Source organism: Paraburkholderia sp. JPY419, assembly GCF_050435705.1.
In the GTDB taxonomy this organism is placed as follows: Bacteria; Pseudomonadota; Gammaproteobacteria; order Burkholderiales; family Burkholderiaceae; genus Paraburkholderia; species Paraburkholderia youngii.
In genome coordinates this window covers 3040832-3058267 of record NZ_JBNDKV010000002.1, presented here as the reverse complement: position 1 = coordinate 3058267, position 17436 = coordinate 3040832, and the positions used below count along the sequence as shown (strand labels likewise).

16 protein-coding genes, 2 tRNA genes and 1 pseudogene are annotated in these 17436 nt (G+C 65.1%); 12 read left to right on the top strand and 7 right to left on the bottom strand.

The annotated features are described in order from the left end of the window. Nucleotides 1-42 precede the first annotated feature (42 nt). Nucleotides 43-1854: a gamma-glutamyltransferase gene (ggt, locus tag QFZ91_RS20290; protein WP_429568208.1), complete on the bottom strand. Its 1812-nt coding sequence runs from the start codon at nt 1852-1854 to the stop codon at nt 43-45. 348 nt (nt 1855-2202) lie between these two features. Here ggt and QFZ91_RS20285 point away from each other — a divergent pair, with 348 nt between their 5' ends. Further along, on the top strand, nt 2203-3927 hold the full coding sequence (locus QFZ91_RS20285; protein ID WP_176366067.1) for a glutamine--tRNA ligase/YqeY domain fusion protein: 1725 nt from the start codon (nt 2203-2205) through the stop codon (nt 3925-3927). A gap of 179 nt (nt 3928-4106) precedes the next feature. After that, entirely contained in the window at nt 4107-5021 is a 915-nt protein-coding gene (locus tag QFZ91_RS20280) for a transporter substrate-binding domain-containing protein (RefSeq protein ID WP_429568207.1), read from the top strand. A gap of 16 nt (nt 5022-5037) precedes the next feature. On the opposite strand, the pseudogene QFZ91_RS20275 reads toward QFZ91_RS20280, so the two are convergent. The 5 genes and pseudogenes from QFZ91_RS20275 to QFZ91_RS20255 form a co-directional block, all read right to left on the bottom strand. Continuing rightward, a pseudogene (locus tag QFZ91_RS20275) lies at nt 5038-5488 on the bottom strand (NUDIX hydrolase). Beyond that, nucleotides 5485-5868, bottom strand: coding sequence for a hypothetical protein (locus QFZ91_RS20270; RefSeq protein ID WP_368716235.1), 384 nt, complete (start codon nt 5866-5868; stop codon nt 5485-5487). Before QFZ91_RS20270 ends, QFZ91_RS20275 begins: the two are co-directional and overlap by 4 nt. A 121-nt stretch (nt 5869-5989) precedes the next feature. Further along, nucleotides 5990-7555 (bottom strand): methyl-accepting chemotaxis protein, encoded by a 1566-nt coding sequence (locus QFZ91_RS20265; protein ID WP_429568206.1) that lies wholly within the window; start codon nt 7553-7555, stop codon nt 5990-5992. Nucleotides 7556-7741: 186 nt separating this feature from the next. Continuing rightward, nucleotides 7742-7818, bottom strand: a tRNA-Arg gene (locus QFZ91_RS20260). A gap of 119 nt (nt 7819-7937) precedes the next feature. Next, nucleotides 7938-8768: an undecaprenyl-diphosphate phosphatase gene (locus tag QFZ91_RS20255; protein WP_176105554.1), complete on the bottom strand. Its 831-nt coding sequence runs from the start codon at nt 8766-8768 to the stop codon at nt 7938-7940. 589 nt (nt 8769-9357) lie between these two features. On the opposite strand from QFZ91_RS20255, the gene QFZ91_RS20250 reads away from it, so the two are divergent. The 5 genes from QFZ91_RS20250 (at nt 9358) to QFZ91_RS20230 (ending at nt 14304) form a co-directional block, all read left to right on the top strand. Next, complete coding sequence (locus tag QFZ91_RS20250; protein WP_429568205.1) at nt 9358-10266, top strand: aldose epimerase; 909 nt, start codon at nt 9358-9360, stop codon at nt 10264-10266. A gap of 160 nt (nt 10267-10426) precedes the next feature. Continuing rightward, nucleotides 10427-11155, top strand: coding sequence for a peptidoglycan DD-metalloendopeptidase family protein (locus tag QFZ91_RS20245; RefSeq protein ID WP_176124132.1), 729 nt, complete (start codon nt 10427-10429; stop codon nt 11153-11155). A gap of 98 nt (nt 11156-11253) precedes the next feature. Continuing rightward, the gene (locus tag QFZ91_RS20240; RefSeq protein WP_018433468.1) at nt 11254-11580 is read left to right on the top strand and encodes a hypothetical protein; all 327 of its coding nucleotides are present in this window, start codon (nt 11254-11256) and stop codon (nt 11578-11580) included. 991 nt (nt 11581-12571) lie between these two features. Then, a complete protein-coding gene (locus tag QFZ91_RS20235; RefSeq protein ID WP_429568204.1) occupies nt 12572-12880 on the top strand; it encodes a DUF2288 domain-containing protein in 309 nt (102 codons plus the stop codon). A 56-nt stretch (nt 12881-12936) separates the two neighbouring features. Beyond that, nucleotides 12937-14304, top strand: a complete 1368-nt coding sequence (locus QFZ91_RS20230) for an MATE family efflux transporter (RefSeq protein WP_429568666.1) — start codon at nt 12937-12939, stop codon at nt 14302-14304. 221 nt (nt 14305-14525) lie between these two features. Here QFZ91_RS20230 and QFZ91_RS20225 read toward each other — a convergent pair whose 3' ends face one another. Next, nucleotides 14526-14693, bottom strand: a complete 168-nt coding sequence (locus QFZ91_RS20225) for a hypothetical protein (protein ID WP_368590595.1) — start codon at nt 14691-14693, stop codon at nt 14526-14528. A 180-nt stretch (nt 14694-14873) separates the two neighbouring features. Between QFZ91_RS20225 and QFZ91_RS20220 the strand changes: the two genes are divergently transcribed. The 5 genes from QFZ91_RS20220 to QFZ91_RS20200 all read left to right on the top strand — a co-directional run bounded on the left by QFZ91_RS20220 (nt 14874) and on the right by QFZ91_RS20200 (nt 17387). After that, on the top strand, nt 14874-15050 hold the full coding sequence (locus QFZ91_RS20220) for a hypothetical protein (RefSeq protein WP_018421224.1): 177 nt from the start codon (nt 14874-14876) through the stop codon (nt 15048-15050). A 395-nt stretch (nt 15051-15445) separates the two neighbouring features. Continuing rightward, on the top strand, nt 15446-15604 hold the full coding sequence (locus QFZ91_RS20215; protein ID WP_176105549.1) for a DUF3309 family protein: 159 nt from the start codon (nt 15446-15448) through the stop codon (nt 15602-15604). Between the two features lie 70 nt (nt 15605-15674). Continuing rightward, nucleotides 15675-15751: transfer RNA gene (locus tag QFZ91_RS20210), tRNA-Pro, on the top strand. 210 nt (nt 15752-15961) lie between these two features. Further along, nucleotides 15962-16420 carry a SixA phosphatase family protein gene (locus QFZ91_RS20205; RefSeq protein ID WP_176380386.1) on the top strand — a complete coding sequence of 153 codons (459 nt, stop codon included), beginning with the start codon at nt 15962-15964 and terminating at the stop codon, nt 16418-16420. Between the two features lie 154 nt (nt 16421-16574). Further along, a complete protein-coding gene (locus tag QFZ91_RS20200; protein ID WP_013089997.1) occupies nt 16575-17387 on the top strand; it encodes a GNAT family N-acetyltransferase in 813 nt (270 codons plus the stop codon). The last annotated feature ends 49 nt before the right edge of the window (nt 17388-17436 follow it).

Sequence of the window (17436 nt, the reverse complement as noted above, 5' to 3'; positions counted from 1 at the left end):
GTTCGGCTTATGGCCCGCTCGCGGGATAGCGCGGCGGGGCGTCTACCGTATCACGCGTGCCACGCCGGCACCACGGGGATCGCTCGCTGGCTCGGGCGTCGCGCCGTTCACGCGGATCATCTGCACGTCGCCGTTGAACGGCTGCTGCTCGACTGTATAGCCGAGCTCCTTCAATTGCGTGGCGAGCTCATGCGGCGCGGGATGGTACGGCTCGAAGTAGATCGTCTTTTGCGGCAGCAGCTGATGATGGAAACGCATGGCGGCGAGCGCGTCCGTCGGCGACATCTCGAAGTCGGACAGATTCGTCATCACCTGGAAGATCGTCGTCAGGATGCGCGAGCCGCCGGGCGTGCCGATCGCCAGCGCGATCTTGCCGTCCTTCAGCAGCAGCGTGGGCGTCATCGACGAAATCGGGCGGCGGCCCGGCGCGATCATGTTCGGCTCGGCATCGGCATCGGCAGCGCCGGGTGCCGAGGCCGCGCCCGACGCGCCCGTCGCCCCGGCGCCGGCCGGCTTGATCAGGAAATCGTCCATCGCATCGTTGAGCAGGAACCCGCCGCCGTCCACCACGACGCCCGAGCCGAAATCGCCGTTCAGCGTGTAGCTGTTCGACACCGCGTTGCCCCACTTGTCGACCACCGAGAAATGCGTGGTTTGCGCCTTCTCCGTCGCCGCGGCGCCGTCGACTCCAGCCTTCTCCGGGGCCGCTCCGGGCGCTTCGCCGGCTTTGACTTCGGCCGCGCGCTGCGCGAGGTAGGCGTCGTCGATCAGCTTCGCGAGCGGTACCGGCGATGCGTCCGGGTCGCCGATATAGCGCTGCCGGTCGGCGAATACCCGATCCTCGATCTGCGCGATCAGATGGATGTACGGCGCCGAATTCAACGCGAGACCGTCGAACGCCGGCTGCAGAGCGGCCCGCATTTTCAGCAACTGGATCAGCCCGATGCCGCCCGAGCTCGGCGGCGGCGCGGTGATCACGCGGTAGCCGTGCCAGTCGGCCGCCAGCGGCTCGCGCCAGAGTGCCTTGTACTGGCTCAGATCCTGGCTCGTGATCAGGCCGTGGCCGTACATCTGCGCGGCGATCATTTGAGCGGTGCGGCCCTCGTAGAACTCGCGGCCGCCGTCGCTCGCGATTCGCCCAAGCGTCTGCGCGAGTTCCGGCTGGCGCAGCGTCGCGCCCGCTTTCAGGTTGCCGAAATAGGCGTCGAAATTGGTCTTGCCGGCGAAACTTTTCGCGGCCGCGTCGCGTCGCTGCTGCAGGCGCGGGCCGACCTGGAAGCCGTCGGTCGCGTAATGGACCGCGGGCGCGAGCACCTGCTTCCATTTGAGCTTGCCAAAGCGCCGCTGCGCTTGCCACATACCATCGACAGTGCCCGGCACGGCCGCCGCGCGATGACCGACCGTGCTCATGCCTGGCACCACGTTGCCCTTGTCGTCGAGGTACATGTCGCGGTTCGCCTGCTGCGGCGCGCGCTCGCGATAATCGAGAAAATACGGCTTGCCGTCGACCAGCAGCGTCATGAAACCGCCGCCGCCGAGGTTGCCCGCATCGGGCCGCGTGACGGCGAGCGTGAAGGCCATCGCGACCGCGGCATCGACCGCGTTGCCGCCTTCGGCGAAGATCTGCTGCGCGGTGTCGGCGCTGTAGCCGTCCGGCGCGGCGACGGCCGACCCATCGAGGGCCGGCTTCGGCGGCGGTGTTTTCGCGGCGGCGGACAGCGGCGCGGCCACGTTCACGGCCAGCGCGGCAAACCACGCCGAAGCGAGCACGCGACGAGTACGGCAAGAAAATCGGGCGCTAGCCAAAGCGCGGGCAAATGGCGCGCGAAACGCACCGTGCATCGGGATAGACATCCGAGAGAACTCCGGCAACGAGGCGAGCATGGCGCACGAGCAGAGGAGCCTCGTGCAAGCGATGAAGAACAGCGTGGACAGCTCAGGCAGCCCGTCCCGCGCGAAGGCCCAGCGCGGGTGCGCGGGCCGCGCGCAGCAGCGCATCCTAAGTCGGCGCGGCGCGCGTCGCCAACCCGTTTTACCTCCTGTTACAGCCCCGCGCGCCTGCCTCGGTGACTGCGGCATCCGCGCCAGACCCGCCCCGCCGTTGGCTGCACGCCGCAAGCGCCTGCCGCGAGCGGGCTCGTCAGGTAGAATTGACGGCTAAGCGGGCGCATCACGCGCCCCCACGGACTCTCATCTTCTCGCATGAATACCGAACGCAAAGACGCTGACCGCAACGACGCGCCCGCGGCATCCAATTTCATCCGCAACATCATCGACGACGACAACCGCACCGGCAAATGGAGCCAGCGCGTCGAAACGCGCTTCCCGCCGGAGCCGAACGGCTATCTGCACATCGGTCACGCGAAGAGCATCTGCCTGAACTTCGGCGTCGCGCGCAGCTACGGCGGCGTGTGCCATCTGCGCTTCGACGACACCAATCCGGAGAAGGAAAGCGTCGAGTACGTCGAATCGATCATCGACTCGGTGCGCTGGCTCGGCTTCGAATGGGAAAAGGACCGCACCGAGCATCTGTACTACGCGAGCGACTACTACGACAAGCTGTACGAGTTCGCCGAGCTGCTGATCCAGCGCGGCAAGGCGTACGTGGATAGTCAGTCGGCCGAGGAAATGCGCGCGAACCGCGGCTCGGCCACCGAAGTCGGCACGCCGTCGCGTTTCCGCGAGCGTTCGGTCGAGGAAAACCTCGACCTGTTCCGCCGCATGAAGGCGGGCGAGTTCAAGGAAGGCGAGCACGTGCTGCGCGCGAAGATCGACATGTCGTCGCCGAACTTCAACATGCGCGACCCGGTCATCTATCGCATCCGCTTCGCGCATCACTACCGTACCGGCGACACCTGGTGCGTGTACCCGATGTACGACTACACGCACTGCATCTCGGACGCGCTCGAAAACATCACGCATTCGCTGTGCACGCTCGAATTCGAAGATCACCGTCCGCTGTACGACTGGATCCTGAACGAGCTCGCCGAAGCCGGCATCTTCAAGCGTCCGTTGCCGCAGCAAATCGAGTTTTCGCGCCTGAACCTGACCTATGCGATCACCAGCAAGCGCAAGCTGCTGCAACTCGTCAACGAAGGCCATGTGGAAGGCTGGGACGACCCGCGCATGCCGACCATCGTCGGCGTGCGCCGGCGCGGTTTCACGCCCGAATCGATCCAGCTGTTCTGCGAGCGCATCGGCGTGACCAAGGTCGACTCGTGGATCGACATGAGCGTCTTTGAAGGCGCGCTGCGCGACGATCTCGACGAGAAGGCGCCGCGCATCGCCGCCGTGCTCGATCCGGTCAAGCTGATCATCGACAATTTCCCCGAACGCCTCACCGAGCCGTGCCACGCACCGGTGCATCCGCATCATCCGGAACAGGGCGTGCGCGAGTTTCCGATTTCTCGCGAGCTGTGGATCGAGCGCGAGGATTTCACGGAAACGCCGCCGAAGGGCTACTTCCGCCTGTTCCCGGGCAACAAGGTGCGCCTGCGCTACGGCTACGTGATCGAATGCACGCACGCGGACAAGGACGAGAACGGCAACATCGTCGCGGTGCACTGCAACTACTTCCCGGACAGCAAATCGGGCACCGAAGGCGCGAACAATTACAAGGTCAAGGGCAACATCCATTGGGTCAGCGCGGCGGCCGCGTGCCCGGCCGAAGTGCGCATCTACGACCGGCTCTTCAAGGAAGCGCAACCGGACGCCGGCGGGCGCGATTTCCTCGAAGCGCTGAATCCGGACTCGAAGCGCGTGGTCCAGGCCTACCTCGAAACCGGCGCGCGCCACGCGCTGCCGGAGCAGCGCTACCAGTTCGAGCGGCACGGCTACTTCGTTGCCGATCGCGTCGATTCGAAGCCGGGTAAGCCCGTATTCAACCGCATCGTCAGTCTGCGCGACAGTTGGGGCAAGCCGGCCTAAGCTCGCGTCAGCGACGGCCCGGCGCTGACGGGCCATCCGGGTTGCAGGATGTTAGATCGATAATCACAGCGCGCTCGCCTGGGCGCGCCGGTCCGGGAGGCCCGATGAAGGTTGCAGGCCGCTGCGGGGAAGGGTCTGAAGGTATGGTTCGGGGCGGACGGGGCCCGCGCGGCTCAGGCATGCCGCATCTCGTGCGCGGCATGCACCGCGTGCTGCTTGCGCTGGCCGCCTGCGGCGTGGTCGCGTTCGCCGGCCCCGCACGCGCGGATGAACTGACCGGCACGCTGAGAAAGATCCACGACGACGGCGTCGTCGTGCTTGGCGTGCGCGAGGCATCGATCCCGTTCTCGTACTTCGACGGCAAGCGCACGGTCGGCTACTCGCAGGCGATCGCGATGCAGATCGTCGATGAAATCAGGAAGACGCTCGGCATGGCGCAGTTGCGGGTTCACGAAATCACGGTGACTTCGTCGAACCGCACGCCGATGCTGCTGAACAATCAGATCGATCTCGAATGCGGCTCGACCACGCACACGGTCGAGCGCGAAAACGTCGCCGCGTTTTCGGACAGCCTGTTTCAGTACGCGGTGCGCATGATCACGCGCAAGAACAGCGGCATCACCGACTTCCCCGATCTGGCCGGCAAGCCGGTCGTGACGACCGCGGGCACGTCCGACGAGCGCCTGCTGCGCAGCCTCAACACCGAGAAGCAGCTGAACATGCGCATCATGAGCGTGCGCGACCATCAGGAAGCCTTCAACGCGATGAAGGACGGCCGCGCGGTGGCGTTCGTGATGGACGAGCCGATCGTCTACGGTTTCAAGGCGACCGACCCGCATCCCGACGATTTCATCGTGACGGGTACGCCGCTCGGCTACGAGGTGTATGCGTGCATGTTCCGCAAGGGCGACGAGCCGTTCCGGGCGCTCGTGAATCGCGTGATCGCGCGCTCGCAGACGTCCGGCGACGCGGAGCGTCTGTACCGGCAGTGGTTCACGCAGCCGATTCCGCCGCGCGGCATCAATGTCAATTTCCCGCTGTCGGAGCAAAACCGCGCATTGTTCGCGCGTCCTAACGACCACGCGCTCGATTGAACGCGGCGCGCGCCGTCTATAGCGACCGGTGCAGTTCCGCGAGCGACAGCGTCGTCTGGAAGAGCCGCGTCAGACTACGGCTCGCATAGTGCGGGACCTCTTCGATCGACGCCCAGCGGTAGTCGTCCATCTCCGGGATCAGCGTGCCGTCCGAGCGGCGCGGAAATAGCGACGTGCAGGTGCACGTGCTCAGATCGAGTTCGCCGGCACTCGCGCGCGCCGCGAACAAGATGCAGGTCCTTGTCGCGCCGATAGACGAACAGGCCGAGATCCTTCAGGCGGCCAGCCTCGAGCGCGATGCCGGTCTCCTCGACCATCTCGCGCAGCGCGGTGACGTGCGGCGCCTCGCCGTCCTCGCCCTGCCCTTTTGGAATATCCCAGTGCGTCGTTTCGGTGGCGTGCGCGAGCAGCACGCGCCCGTCGGGATCGAGCAGCACGACCCCGCACGAGACGATTCGCGGGCTCATCGCTTCTGCAGTTGCCAGGCGCCGCCTATCTTGCAGAAGTTCGGACGCAGGTTCATCGATTGCCCTTTCGCATTGAGTACGACGCCGAGGATACGGCAAGTGCGCCCGCCGTCGGTCGAGGTGCTGTCCATCGTGATGGTCGCGTCGATCTTCACGCTATTGCCGGTGCCGTCGTTGACCCACGTAAAGCTGTCGCCGTCCTTTCTGTCATTGAGCGCGCTCATGACCGCGTGCTTGATCGAGTCGTTGTCGCGCTGCTTCATGTAGGTGATCGGCGTGTCGTTCAGAAAGGCCAGGTTCGCCCCTTGCGCGCCGATCGCCGCGCCGAGCAGCAGGCCTGCGGCACCAAGGCGGAACAGCACACGGGTTCGCGTCGACATGTGGGACTCTCCTTGAAGTGCCCACGGCGCGCACGGGCGCACGCGGTTTTTGGGCTTTTGATCCTGACCTCAAAAGCATAGCATGCGCACTTCTGGAGGCAGCGCGACATCGACGCGGCCATCAACGCGCGGCGGCCGCCGCCTTCAGGCGGAACGTGCTGACGACGTCGCGCAGCATCTGCGCCTGCTCCTGCATCGACTGCGCGGCGGCCGCCGCCTGCTCGACCATCGCCGCGTTCTGCTGGGTGGTCTCGTCCATCTGCGCGATCGCGAGGTTGACCTGCTCGATGCCGCGGCTCTGCTCGTCCGACGCGGCGGAAATCTCGCTGATGATGTCGGTCACGCGCTTCACCGCATCGACGAGCGAATCCATCGTGCCGCCCGCTTTCTCGACGAGCGCCTTGCCGCTGCCGACGCGCGCGACCGAATCCTCGATCAGCGTCTTGATCTCCTTGGCCGCGTCGGCGCTGCGGCGCGCGAGATTGCGCACCTCGCCCGCGACGACCGCGAAGCCGCGACCCTCCTCACCGGCGCGCGCGGCTTCGACGGCCGCGTTCAGCGCGAGGATGTTGGTCTGAAACGCGATGCTCTCGATCACGCCGATGATATCGACGACGCGCGCCGAACTCGCCGCGATGCTCTGCATATTCGCGACGACGTGCTGCACGGCCTCGCCGCCCTCGCCCGCGAGCTGCGACGCCGAGTGCGCCATGCGGTTGGCCTGCAGCGCGTTGTCGGCGTTCTGCTTGACGGTCGCCGTCAGCTGCTCCATGCTCGCGGCCGTTTCGCCGAGCGACGACGCCTGCTGTTCCGTGCGTGCCGACAGATCGAAATTGCCCGCGGCGATCTCTTCCGCCGCGACCGTGATCGTTTCGGTGCCGCCGCGAATACGCCTGATCGCGTCGGCGAGGCGGCTTTGCATGCGCTGCATCGCGAACAGCATGCTTTCCTGATCGTTGCCGGCCAGTGTGACGGGGCACGATAGATCGCCGTCGGCGATCGTCTCCGCGACGCTCGCCGCGTAGGCGGGCTCGCCGCCGAGACTGCGCTTGACGTTGCGAATGATCAGCACGAGCGCGATGGTGCTGACGCTGCCGATCATGAGGATCGTCAGCAGATAGCGCAGCAGGTCGGCGCGGAACGCCGCGTCGATGTCGTTCACGTAGACGCCCGAAATCAGATACCAGTCCCACGCGGCAAAGCGCTTGACGAAGCTGATCTTCGGCACGTGCTCGTTGTGGCCGGCAAGGCGTCCCATGTAATCGACGAAGCCCTGCCCCTGCGCCTGCGCAACCTTGACCATCTCGACGAACAGCAGCTTGCCGTCGGTGTCCGCGTAGTGCGACACGTCCTTGTTGCGCAGATCGGCGAGCACTGGATGCATGATCACGACCGGCGTCGCGGTCGTCACGATCATGTAGCCGCTGCCGGGGTAGCGCATCGTGGACAGGCGGGCGAGCGCCTGCTGGCGCGCCTCATCGGGCGTCAGCTCGTGTTGGTCGGCGCGCTGCGCGTAGTCGGCGACGATGCCGTACGCGCTCTCGACGACGTTCTGCACCGCCGACTTGCGCTCGGCGAGCATCGTCGCGCGCGACTGCCACGCGGCCCAGCCGCCGAGGCCGAGCAGGCCGAGCCACGTGATCAGCAACGCGAGCCAGAGTTTGGTGTTGAGGCTGAGTCGGTTCACGCTGATTCCTCCATCGCGGCGCGTCAAACGGTTCTGTCGAACTAACGGCGTCGCGCGCGATTTCCTGAGTCGGGAAACACCCGAAGCAAGCTCGGCGTCGCGTTCAATGATCCGCGCGAGGGGCGAAAAGACAGCAAAAAGACAAAAAGGGTTACAGGCGCGAGGCCTGTAACCCTTCGATGATTCTGGTACGGCAGGAGGGGCTCGAACCCCCGACCCTCGGCTTAGAAGGCCGATGCTCTATCCAGCTGAGCTACTGCCGTATGGATCGCTATTCGCATGAAACCGGTACTCGCGGCGAGCCGCCCGATTTCGCACAAACTAAAATTTTAACTGACCCGCAAGCAACCGGGCCCGGATTATAACCGATCGCCCGCCGCCCTCAGACCGGCTGCGGATGCAGCATGAACCAGCCGAGGAACACGATTCCCGCGATCGCGCAGTACAAACCGAACGACGCGAGACGCCCGCGGCCCTCGAAGTAGCGCATCAGGAAACGCACGCTCAGGTACGCGGCGATCGCGGTCAGCACGCCGCCGAGCGCCGCGTCGGCGAGCTGGCTCGGCGCGTGGAGCAGCTTGGGCAGTTCGAGTACGCCAGCCGCGAAAATGATCGGCGTGCCGAGCAAAAATGAAAACTCGGCGGCTTTCTCGGTGGTGAGGCCGGCCGCATTGCCGGCGATCATCGTCAGGCCGCTGCGCGAGAAGCCCGGAATCAGCGCGCCGATCTGCGCGAGGCCGACGAAGAACGCCTGGCGGAACGTCAGCTTTTCCGGCGCCCGATGCGCGCGCGCGCGTTGCAGGCGATCGCCGAACCACAGCAGCACGCCGTTCACGATCAACGCAAACGCGACGATTCGCAGATCGTGAAAAATCGCCTCGAGGCGCTTTTCCAGCACGAGACCGACGAGACCCGCCGGAATCGTACCGATGATCAGCGCCCACATCATGTGACCGTCGTCGTTGCGGCGGCCGCCGAGCGACGCGAAGAAACCGCGCACCAGCGCGTACCAGCGCGCGCGGAAGTACCACAGCAGCGCGAACGCGGTGCCTAGATGCAGAGCGACGAGGAACGGCAGCAACTGCGGCGCATGCTTGTCGATGTGCATGTCGAACAGGGCGGGCACGAGCAGCGTGTGGCCAAGGCTGCTCACCGGAAACAGTTCGGTCACGCCTTGCAGCACGCTCAGAAAAATCAGAAACGACAGGTTCACGCGGCGGTCCTTGTAAGGAAAATGTCGGGGAACTGCGCCGCACAAAAGGAAAGCCGGCGCGTCAAAAGGCGCACCGATTATGCCTGGCTGCACAGTCAGCGCCAAGCGGTTAGGCCACATTCGGATAGATATTGACGCGCTGCGTCACAACTCGACACGGTTGTTACGCGAGGGCAAGGAAGCGAGCAGCGGGATTCGCCGCGCGCGTAGTGCGAACGCCGAGGAATGAACCCAGCGGGATCAGCGCTTGAGCGAGTGGAAGAAGTAGTACGTGCTAGCCGTGAATATGCCGAACAAAGAAACGGCCATTGCCATTGCGAGATCCATGGTGCCTCCTGGGCCGATTCGCCCGGGAGTCGAATAGACCGGACGCTCAGACGGATTATCAATAGGATTCGCCCTTTTCCGACACCCGCAATTTCCCGGGAAGGGTTTCCCCGTAGCGCAAAGCAGCGCAAAATCGCGGTTTCACCGCGCGTGACGCAGTCGCGGCGAGTGGCGCAAAACGCCGCTTCAATGCGGATTGCGTCGGCCGACGCAGCCGACCGCTTTGCACGACCCTCAACCTCTATCTGGCTACCTACTGACCATGCCCCTCTCCCCGGAACAGGACATTCTCGAGATCGCCCAGGACGCCTCCGTGCTCCGCTTTTCGCCGCAAGCCGGCGGCCGCCTGCTGTCGTGGACGATCGACGGCGAAGAGGTGATCCACTGGCCCGAGCACGCCGACTGGAGCGTGCCCGCGCGGATTCGCGGCGGCAATCCGCTGCTGTTTCCGTTTCTCGGCCGTCACTTCGTCGACGGCAAGATCGGCTATTGGCGTGACGCGCATGGCACTGTTCGCGAGATGCCAATGCACGGTTTCGCGCGCGACCTGCCGTTCGAGCCCCACGCCGACGTGCACGGCGCGGGCCTGCGCATGGTTCTGACCGACAGCAAAGCGACCCGCGCCGTCTATCCGTTCGGCTTTCGCTTCGAGGCCGCTTACGAGCTGATCGATCCGCGCACGCTCGACGTGACGCTGACCACCACCAATACAGGCCACACGCGCCTGCCCTACTACGCCGGCCATCACTTCTACTTCACGCTGCCGCACACGCAGCGCGCGCAGACGACGCTCGAGCTGCCGCGCACTGAACGCTGCCGCCAGCTCGGGGATGGCTCGATCAGCCCCGCCGAGCCTGGCGAAGCGAGCTACACGCTCCACGAAGACCGCATCTACGACCGCTTCCATTGCCTGAGCGGCACGCCCGATCGACCGGTGCGGGTCGAGGCGCCGGGCATCAATCGCGTGATTACGATCGATCTGCAGCGGCCCGGCTCGGTGCCTTGGTACTCGGTCACGACGTGGACTGAAACGCCGCAGTCGGACTTCTACTGCGTGGAGCCGTGGCTCGGGCTGCCGGATGCGATCCATAACGGCCGCGGTTTGCGCTGGCTCGAGCCGGGACAAACCGAGACGGCGGCCCTGCGCATTAGCGTCGAGAAGACCAGCTGATACGCCGACGGCGGCGGCGAGCCGCTCGAAGCGGCCGCCCGCCCCCTCGCCCCCTCGCCCCCTCGCCGGGGGGCGCAACACAAAACCGTTAGAATCGAACGCTTTGTCTGTCTGTGCCGCGTGATCGGGATCGGCGCGCGGCAGCGCTTTGCGAGGTCCAATGCTGGAAACGACAAGAATCAAACGACTCGGTTGCGCGGCGTTGTTCGCGCTGCTCGCCGCGTGCGGGTCAGCGCCAGTGGCGCCGGGCTACTACCGGGTCGAACGGGGCGACACGCTGTCCAAAATCGCGCGCGGCAACCGGCAGTCGGTGCAGAACATCGCGCGCTGGAACAACCTGACCAACCCGGACAACATCGAGGTCGGCCAGGTGCTGCGTGTCGCGCCACCGAGCGGAACGGCGTCGACGAGCGGCGCAATCCGTAGCGGCGGCGGTGGTGGTGGCAGCAGCAGCGGCAGCGCGAGCGCGTCGGCCGCGCCGCGTCCCGCGCCGGCGGACACTGCGCCGGCCACCGCGCCCGCGCCCATTTCGCTGGTCTGGCCGGCCGACGGCACCGTATTCCGCCGTTTCGACGGCGGCAACTCGAAGGGGATCGATATTTCCGCGGCCGCCGGCACACCGATCGTCGCGGCGGCACCCGGCACCGTGGTCTATGCGGGCAACGGTCTGCGCGGCTACGGCAATCTTTTGATCCTCAAGCACAACGCCGACTATCTGACCGCTTACGCGCATAACCGCGCTCTGTTCGTGAAGGAAGGCGAATCGGTCAAGCGCGGCCAGAAAATCGCCGAAATGGGTGACACCGATACCGATCGCGTGATGCTGCATTTCGAACTGCGCTACCAGGGCCGCTCGATCGATCCGTCGAAGGAACTGCCGCCGCGCTAGGCGGCGGCGGGCGCGGGAACCCCACCGTGCTATAAACGCTCAATTCGAAGCGGCGTGGCTGCGCGCCACGCCCTTCCGTTATTTGCAAGGAATCTGACATGAAAAGCCCATTGGCGCGCGTCGCGACGGCCGCAACGATCAGTCTCGGCCTCCTGACGCTCGGCGGCCTCGGCGGCTGCTCGACCACGACCACGATGACCTATCTGCCGAGCGGCGACACGGGTTTCGCGATCAACTGCAGCGGCAGCGACGCAAGCACGAGCTGGGCCGAGTGCTACAAGCGTGCGGGCGAAACCTGCGGCAACTACGGATACGACGTGGTGTCGAAAGACGTCGATAACGGCGCGACGTCCGGCGGCACGATCGGCGGGATTTTCGGCGCGAATGTGAAAAACCGTTCGATGGTCATTCGCTGCAAGCAGTAAAGGAGGCACACCATGCGGTGGGCGGCCGCCCAGCGAGATAGAGTCACCGCTTAGCGGCGTCGCCGGCGTCCCGAGAGCGGATCGATGCGAGCGGCGAAACGCAGCGGCAACGCGAGCGCGATCATCCATACGCCGACAAAGATGATCACCCCGGTCATGAGCCTCGCGCCGCAAAAAATAATCGGCCATCAGCGGCCATGTGTGTGACTTCGCGGTGAAGATCGCCGCAGTGGTTAAACACCCGCGTAAATCCGTTCAAAAAAAAGCCCGGCACGAAGCCGGGCTAACGGGGGTTCGGCGCATATCGGCAAAGGACCGGTTCACCATGCGCCAGAACGAAATCTAACAATCTGCATTTACCAGCGCAATCCAATAATTTTGCGGTCAATGTTACACGGCGTACGGATTACGCAATCCGTGAATCGGAAATGTCGGAATGAGACCGGCTAAATGCGCCGCAGCCAGATACGCAACCCGCCAGGTTATTCAAACTGGATGCCCCGAGGCTCGCATCAGTCAATGTTCCTGGCCGATCGAAGAAAATCGCTGCAAAACAGCAGAGGAAAGACATCTGTCCGAATAACACTAACTCGTTCTCCAATAAACCGTTTTCGCTTGCGAATATAAACTTGGTGCGGAAACGCACGTAACGCATCGATTAGTCGCGCCAACACTTTCGAATAATCCTCGATATTTCCTCACAACAAATTCGCGAATAGCGAAAGATTTAACATCAACAATTCCACCGACAATCGTGAAAACGCATTCAAGCTCGCGTTTCAAGTTTGAATATTCGGACGATTAATCGGACGCTGATTGGCGGCAAGGCTCGTGCGCCGTCGTCGTTGAATCCGCCGGCATCCAGGTTCAGAATCCGACTCAGTCCCGCGATGCATTAAAAGACCGCTCGGCGCGTTGCGGAAGCCCGCTACGAGGCGCGACGGTCTGCGCCAATAGTTTATAGTGACGGCCCCGTCCGACCCCGCCTACGATGACTCCCAACGACGCCCCCCAAAGCCCCCTGTACGCGAAGCTGCTGGGCGAAACCGCCAAGATCGGCTGGAGCGAACTCGAACGTTTCTTTGCGCGCGGCATCCTGCTGCACGTCGCGCGCGACCTTGATCTCGTGAGCGTCGCCGAAGCGATCGCCAACGACGACACCACCCAGGTCGCCCAATGGTTGTCTTCCGGCCTCGTCGAGCGCGTGCAGTCGGAGACGGCCGCCGATTTCGCCGCGCGCGACCCCGAGCTGTGGGCGGTCGTGGTCTCGCCGTGGGTGTGCGTGCAGGAGCGCTCTTGAGCGACGCGAGGACGTCCGACGCCGGGACGCCCGACGCCGGGAGCCCCGACGCCGGCATGCCCCCCGCCGAGCCTTCCAAAACCGCCGCGCATTCGGCCAGCGCGCCTGCGCTGCCGGTGCGCTGGCATCGCCGGGCGCTCGCGCTCGCGTTCCCGATCGTCCTCGCAAATCTGACGCAGCCAATCCTCGGCGCGGTCGATACCGCCGTCGCTGGTCATCTGGACAGCGCCTCGTATCTCGGCGGCGTCGCGCTCGGCGGCCTCTTCTTCAACTTCGTGTTCTGGGGCTTCGGCTTCCTGCGCATGGGCACCACCGGCCTCGTCGCGCAGGCGCACGGCGCGGGCCACGGCGACGAGCTGCGCAACAGCGTCGTGCGCGCGCTGCTGATGGCGGCTGCGATCGGCGCGCTGGTGCTGCTCGTGCAGCAACCGCTGATCGACTACGCGCTGCGAGCGCTCGGCGGCAGCGACGCCGTGCAGCGTCACGCGCAGGCTTATTGCCACGCGCGGATCTGGGCCGCGCCGCTCGCGCTCGGCAACTACGTAGTGCTGGGCTGGCTGCTCGGCACGCAGCGGGTGCGGCTCGCGTTGCTGTCGCAGGTGTTCATTAACAGCGTAAACATCGTCGCGGTGCTGCTGTACGTGTACGCGTTTCATTGGGGCGTGGCTGGCATCGGCGCGGCTACCGCGACTGCCGACGCGCTCGGCTTCGTGCTCGGCCTCGCGCTGCTATGGCACGGCAGGCCGCGCGGCCTGCCCGCGCTGAATCGCGCCGCCTTGTTCGACGCCGCCGCGCTGAAGCGGCTCGTCGTGCTGAATCGCGACATTTTCGTGCGCACGCTGTGCCTGCTGTCGTCGTTCGGCTGGTTTGCGCATCTCGGCGCGCGGCAAGGCGACGCGACGCTCGCCGCGAACGCATTGCTGCTCAATTTCCAGACCTTCATGGCGTACGGGCTTGACGGTTTCGCGCATGCGGCCGAGGCGCTGGTAGGCGCGGCGATCGGCGCGCGCGATCGTCACGCGTTCGCGCAGGCGGTCAAGGTCACCGCGCTATGGTCGGCGCTCGGCGCGATCGGCTTTTCGTTCGTGTACTGGGGCGCGGGCGCATGGATCATCGAGCGGCTCACCGATCAGGCCGCCGTGCGCGCCGCGGCCGAAACCTATCTGCCGTGGGCGGCGCTGTCGCCGGTCATTTCGGTGTGGGGCTTCCTGCTCGACGGCGTGTTCATCGGCGCGACGCGCACGCGCGAACTGATGATGGCGATGGTGGTGTCGCTCGGGGTGTTCGTCGCGGCATCGTGGGCATTGCTCGCGTGGCACGGCAATCACGGGCTGTGGATCGCGCTGCTGATCTTCATGGCCACGCGCGGCGCGACGCTCGCGCGTTACCTGCCGGGCGTGTCGCGAGGGATCGCGGCGGCGTAGTAGCGCCGTGCGCCGCTCTTCGTTGGCTGTTCAGCGGACGACGGAACGTTACGGCTTGAAACAAGCGCATACATATCGCATAACGAGCGCGTCCTAGAATGTTTTCAGCCCGTGCTCTCCGCGCGAACAGTCGGCACGGGTCAGAAGTGCCGGCGTGCCCGCGCCGGCGCTTCGCTTTTCCCACCCCGCCCTTTCCCAATCGTTTTCACTTCGACGCGCGCTCACTGTGCGACGGGCGCGGGCACCATCGCGGGCGGCCGATCGTCGGTGGGCACGCCGTGGTAGTCGGCGGGATCATGTGGCGGGCTGCCGCGATGCGCGGACGGATTGTCCGCACAGCCGGCGACGCCGGCGCACAACAGCAAGGCAACAGTCAGAACGCGGGTCATTTTGCAATCTTCTCCGGGACAAATGGGATGGCGGACGTCCGCCGGCGCGCCGAGAGTCTACCCGCAAAGCGCGTTCCGCGACGCCATCACGCCGGCTCCTGCCGCGGGCGTTCCATTTCGTGAGATTTCGCCAGACCTGCGCTACTATGGGTTCATGGCTGAACCTACCGGGAGACTGCCATGGACGGTGAATCGATCGCGGGCCTGATCGGGCTCGCCATAGGCCTGATCGTGCTGGTGGCGTTGTCGATTTTCGAATCGCGGGCCTACCGGCGAGAACACGACGGCGAGGGCATGCTGCATCACTGGACCCATCAGCATCTGCATATGCCGCATTGGAGGCGTCCACGGCATTGACGCGGGTGATCTTCGAACCCGGATCGAGTCGCCCTAACCGGGGCACCGGCATATCGCAGTGCCTCATTTGTGCGTCCGCTCGGTGATGCGATGACCGGCGTTGCGGCGCATGCATGCGCCGCGCGCGTCGTCGTCCGCTGCACGTGCGCAATCCCTTGTCAGTTCCTTGGACATACCTACATCGAACGGTGACGCTACGCGCGCCGCTCCCTCCTTTTTTCACCTTCGTCCAAGGCCTCGCCGCATCGATCTTCATCGGTGATTGGCACATGCCTTGCGGGTTCCGATCCAACCACAGGCGCGCGATACGCGCGTCGATTGTCGCGGCGCGCATGCGCCAAACCAGCGTGACGATGCGGCCAGCGATTTCGCGGCCCCTCGAAAAGGAGAACGCCATGACCGTCGGAACCATCCTGCTAATCGTGCTCATCCTGCTGTTGATCGGCGCATTGCCAAGCTGGCCGTATAGCAGCGGCTGGGGCTATCGACCGACTGGGCTCGTCGGCGTCGTGCTGATCGTCGTGATCATTCTGCTGTTGATGGGGCGTATATAGCTCACCGCCGAGCCGGCGCAAGCCAAGGCATTGACGCTCCTGTCCGTACCCCCTATACTCTCGGATTCGTCGGAGCGTAGCGCAGCCTGGTAGCGCATCTGATTTGGGATCAGAGGGTCGAAGGTTCGAATCCTTTCGCTCCGACCACGAAAAGCAAGTCGAAACCCGCGAAGCCTCCGGCTTCGCGGGTTTTTGCTTTTTTGGCCCGCGTTCACCTTGACGCCGACAGCCGATCCATCAGGCACTCGCCTTGCAAACCATCATCCGTGCATGCGACAGTGCTTGCGCGCGTGCCTCGTTGCGAAGCCGCGCAAACCCGCCGCAACGCCATCCCAAGCCGCTCAAAAGGAGACTCCCATGGACCTGATCCTCTGGCGTCATGCCGAAGCAGAAGATGTCGCCGCGAGCGATCTCTCGCGCGCGCTCACCACGCGCGGCCGCAAGCAGGCGCAGAACGCCGCGAAATGGCTGCGCGCCCGCCTACCCGAGGACGCGGTCGTCCTCGCGAGCCCCGCCGTGCGCACGATCCAGACCGCCGAGACGTTGAGCGACCAGTATCGCGTCGTGCGCGAACTCGCGCCGAACGCGAGCGCGAACGATGTCCTCGAAGCGGCCGGCTGGCCCGGCGGCATCGCGCAGACCGTGGTGATCGTCGGCCATCAACCGACGCTCGGCCACGTCGCCGCGCAACTGCTCGGCGACAGCCGCGCGAGCTGGCCGCTGAAAAAAGGGGGCATCTGGTGGATCGAGAGCCGCGAGCGCCACGGCGAAGAGGAGGCAGTGTTGCGCGCCGCCATCAGTCCCGATCTGATCTGAGCGCACGCGTCGCGCGACGCGTCCGACTTGACAGGCACACACGCGAGGGCTTACGGGCAGTCATCCAATCGTCACAGCTTTGCCATGCGAGCGTCACCGCGCGTTACTACATTGGCGAAAAAAGAAATCCTCCTCTTTTCGACCAGGACAGCCAATGCGAGAACTGCCGACGCCCACCCTGCCCTTCGCCTCGCTTTTCGAACCGCGCCGTCTGCCGCGCGCCGAGGAAACGGTTACCGCGCAGCATCGCCTGCAAGTGTCGTGGGCGCGTACCGACGAAGAGCTGCGTGAAGCGCAGCGTCTACGCTATCGCGTCTTCGCCGACGAAATGGGCGCGCGCTTGAGCGGCCCCGCCGGCCTCGACGTCGATGCCTTCGATTCGTACTGCGATCATTTGCTGGTACGCGATCTCGACACGTTGAAAGTAGTCGGCACGTATCGCGCATTGCCGCCGCATCAGGCCGCGCGCATCGGCCGTCTGTATGCGGAAAGCGAGTTCGACGTGTCGCGTCTCACGCATCTGCGCGCGAAGATGGTCGAGGTCGGCCGCTCGTGCGTGCATCCCGACTACCGCAGCGGCTCGGTGATCATGTCGCTGTGGGCAGGGCTCGGCGCGTACATGAAGCACAACGGCTACGAGACGATGCTCGGCTGCGCGAGCGTCGCGATGGCCGACGGCGGCCACTATGCGGCGAACCTGTATTGCTCGCTGCGCGACAACGCGCTGACCGCGCCCGAATATCGCGCGTTCCCGCATACGCCGCTGCCGGTCGACGACCTGCAGACCGGCGCCGCCGTCGCGCCGCCGCCGCTCGTGAAGGGCTACTTGCGACTCGGCGCGAAGATTTGCGGCGCACCGGCGTGGGACCCCGACTTCAATACCGCGGACTTCCTGACGCTGTTCCGCCTGTCCGATATCAACGCCCGGTACGCGCGACACTTCCTCGGCGATGCGTTGCCGCGATAAGCCGCATCACCTGGGAAGCGAAAAAGCCCTGCATTTGCAGGGCTTTTTT

What these genes read in the sequence shown, in the direction of transcription:
- ggt (WP_429568208.1), bottom strand. Translation starts at nt 1,854, where the DNA reads ATGTCTATCCCGATGCACGGTGCGTTTCGCGCGCCATTTGCCCGCGCT.
- QFZ91_RS20285 (WP_176366067.1), top strand. Translation starts at nt 2,203, where the DNA reads ATGAATACCGAACGCAAAGACGCTGACCGCAACGACGCGCCCGCGGCA.
- QFZ91_RS20280 (WP_429568207.1), top strand. Translation starts at nt 4,107, where the DNA reads ATGCCGCATCTCGTGCGCGGCATGCACCGCGTGCTGCTTGCGCTGGCC.
- QFZ91_RS20270 (WP_368716235.1), bottom strand. Translation starts at nt 5,868, where the DNA reads ATGTCGACGCGAACCCGTGTGCTGTTCCGCCTTGGTGCCGCAGGCCTG.
- QFZ91_RS20250 (WP_429568205.1), top strand. Translation starts at nt 9,358, where the DNA reads ATGCCCCTCTCCCCGGAACAGGACATTCTCGAGATCGCCCAGGACGCC.
- QFZ91_RS20245 (WP_176124132.1), top strand. Translation starts at nt 10,427, where the DNA reads ATGCTGGAAACGACAAGAATCAAACGACTCGGTTGCGCGGCGTTGTTC.
- QFZ91_RS20240 (WP_018433468.1), top strand. Translation starts at nt 11,254, where the DNA reads ATGAAAAGCCCATTGGCGCGCGTCGCGACGGCCGCAACGATCAGTCTC.
- QFZ91_RS20235 (WP_429568204.1), top strand. Translation starts at nt 12,572, where the DNA reads ATGACTCCCAACGACGCCCCCCAAAGCCCCCTGTACGCGAAGCTGCTG.
- QFZ91_RS20230 (WP_429568666.1), top strand. Translation starts at nt 12,937, where the DNA reads ATGCCCCCCGCCGAGCCTTCCAAAACCGCCGCGCATTCGGCCAGCGCG.
- QFZ91_RS20225 (WP_368590595.1), bottom strand. Translation starts at nt 14,693, where the DNA reads ATGACCCGCGTTCTGACTGTTGCCTTGCTGTTGTGCGCCGGCGTCGCC.
- QFZ91_RS20220 (WP_018421224.1), top strand. Translation starts at nt 14,874, where the DNA reads ATGGACGGTGAATCGATCGCGGGCCTGATCGGGCTCGCCATAGGCCTG.
- QFZ91_RS20215 (WP_176105549.1), top strand. Translation starts at nt 15,446, where the DNA reads ATGACCGTCGGAACCATCCTGCTAATCGTGCTCATCCTGCTGTTGATC.
- QFZ91_RS20205 (WP_176380386.1), top strand. Translation starts at nt 15,962, where the DNA reads ATGGACCTGATCCTCTGGCGTCATGCCGAAGCAGAAGATGTCGCCGCG.
- QFZ91_RS20200 (WP_013089997.1), top strand. Translation starts at nt 16,575, where the DNA reads ATGCGAGAACTGCCGACGCCCACCCTGCCCTTCGCCTCGCTTTTCGAA.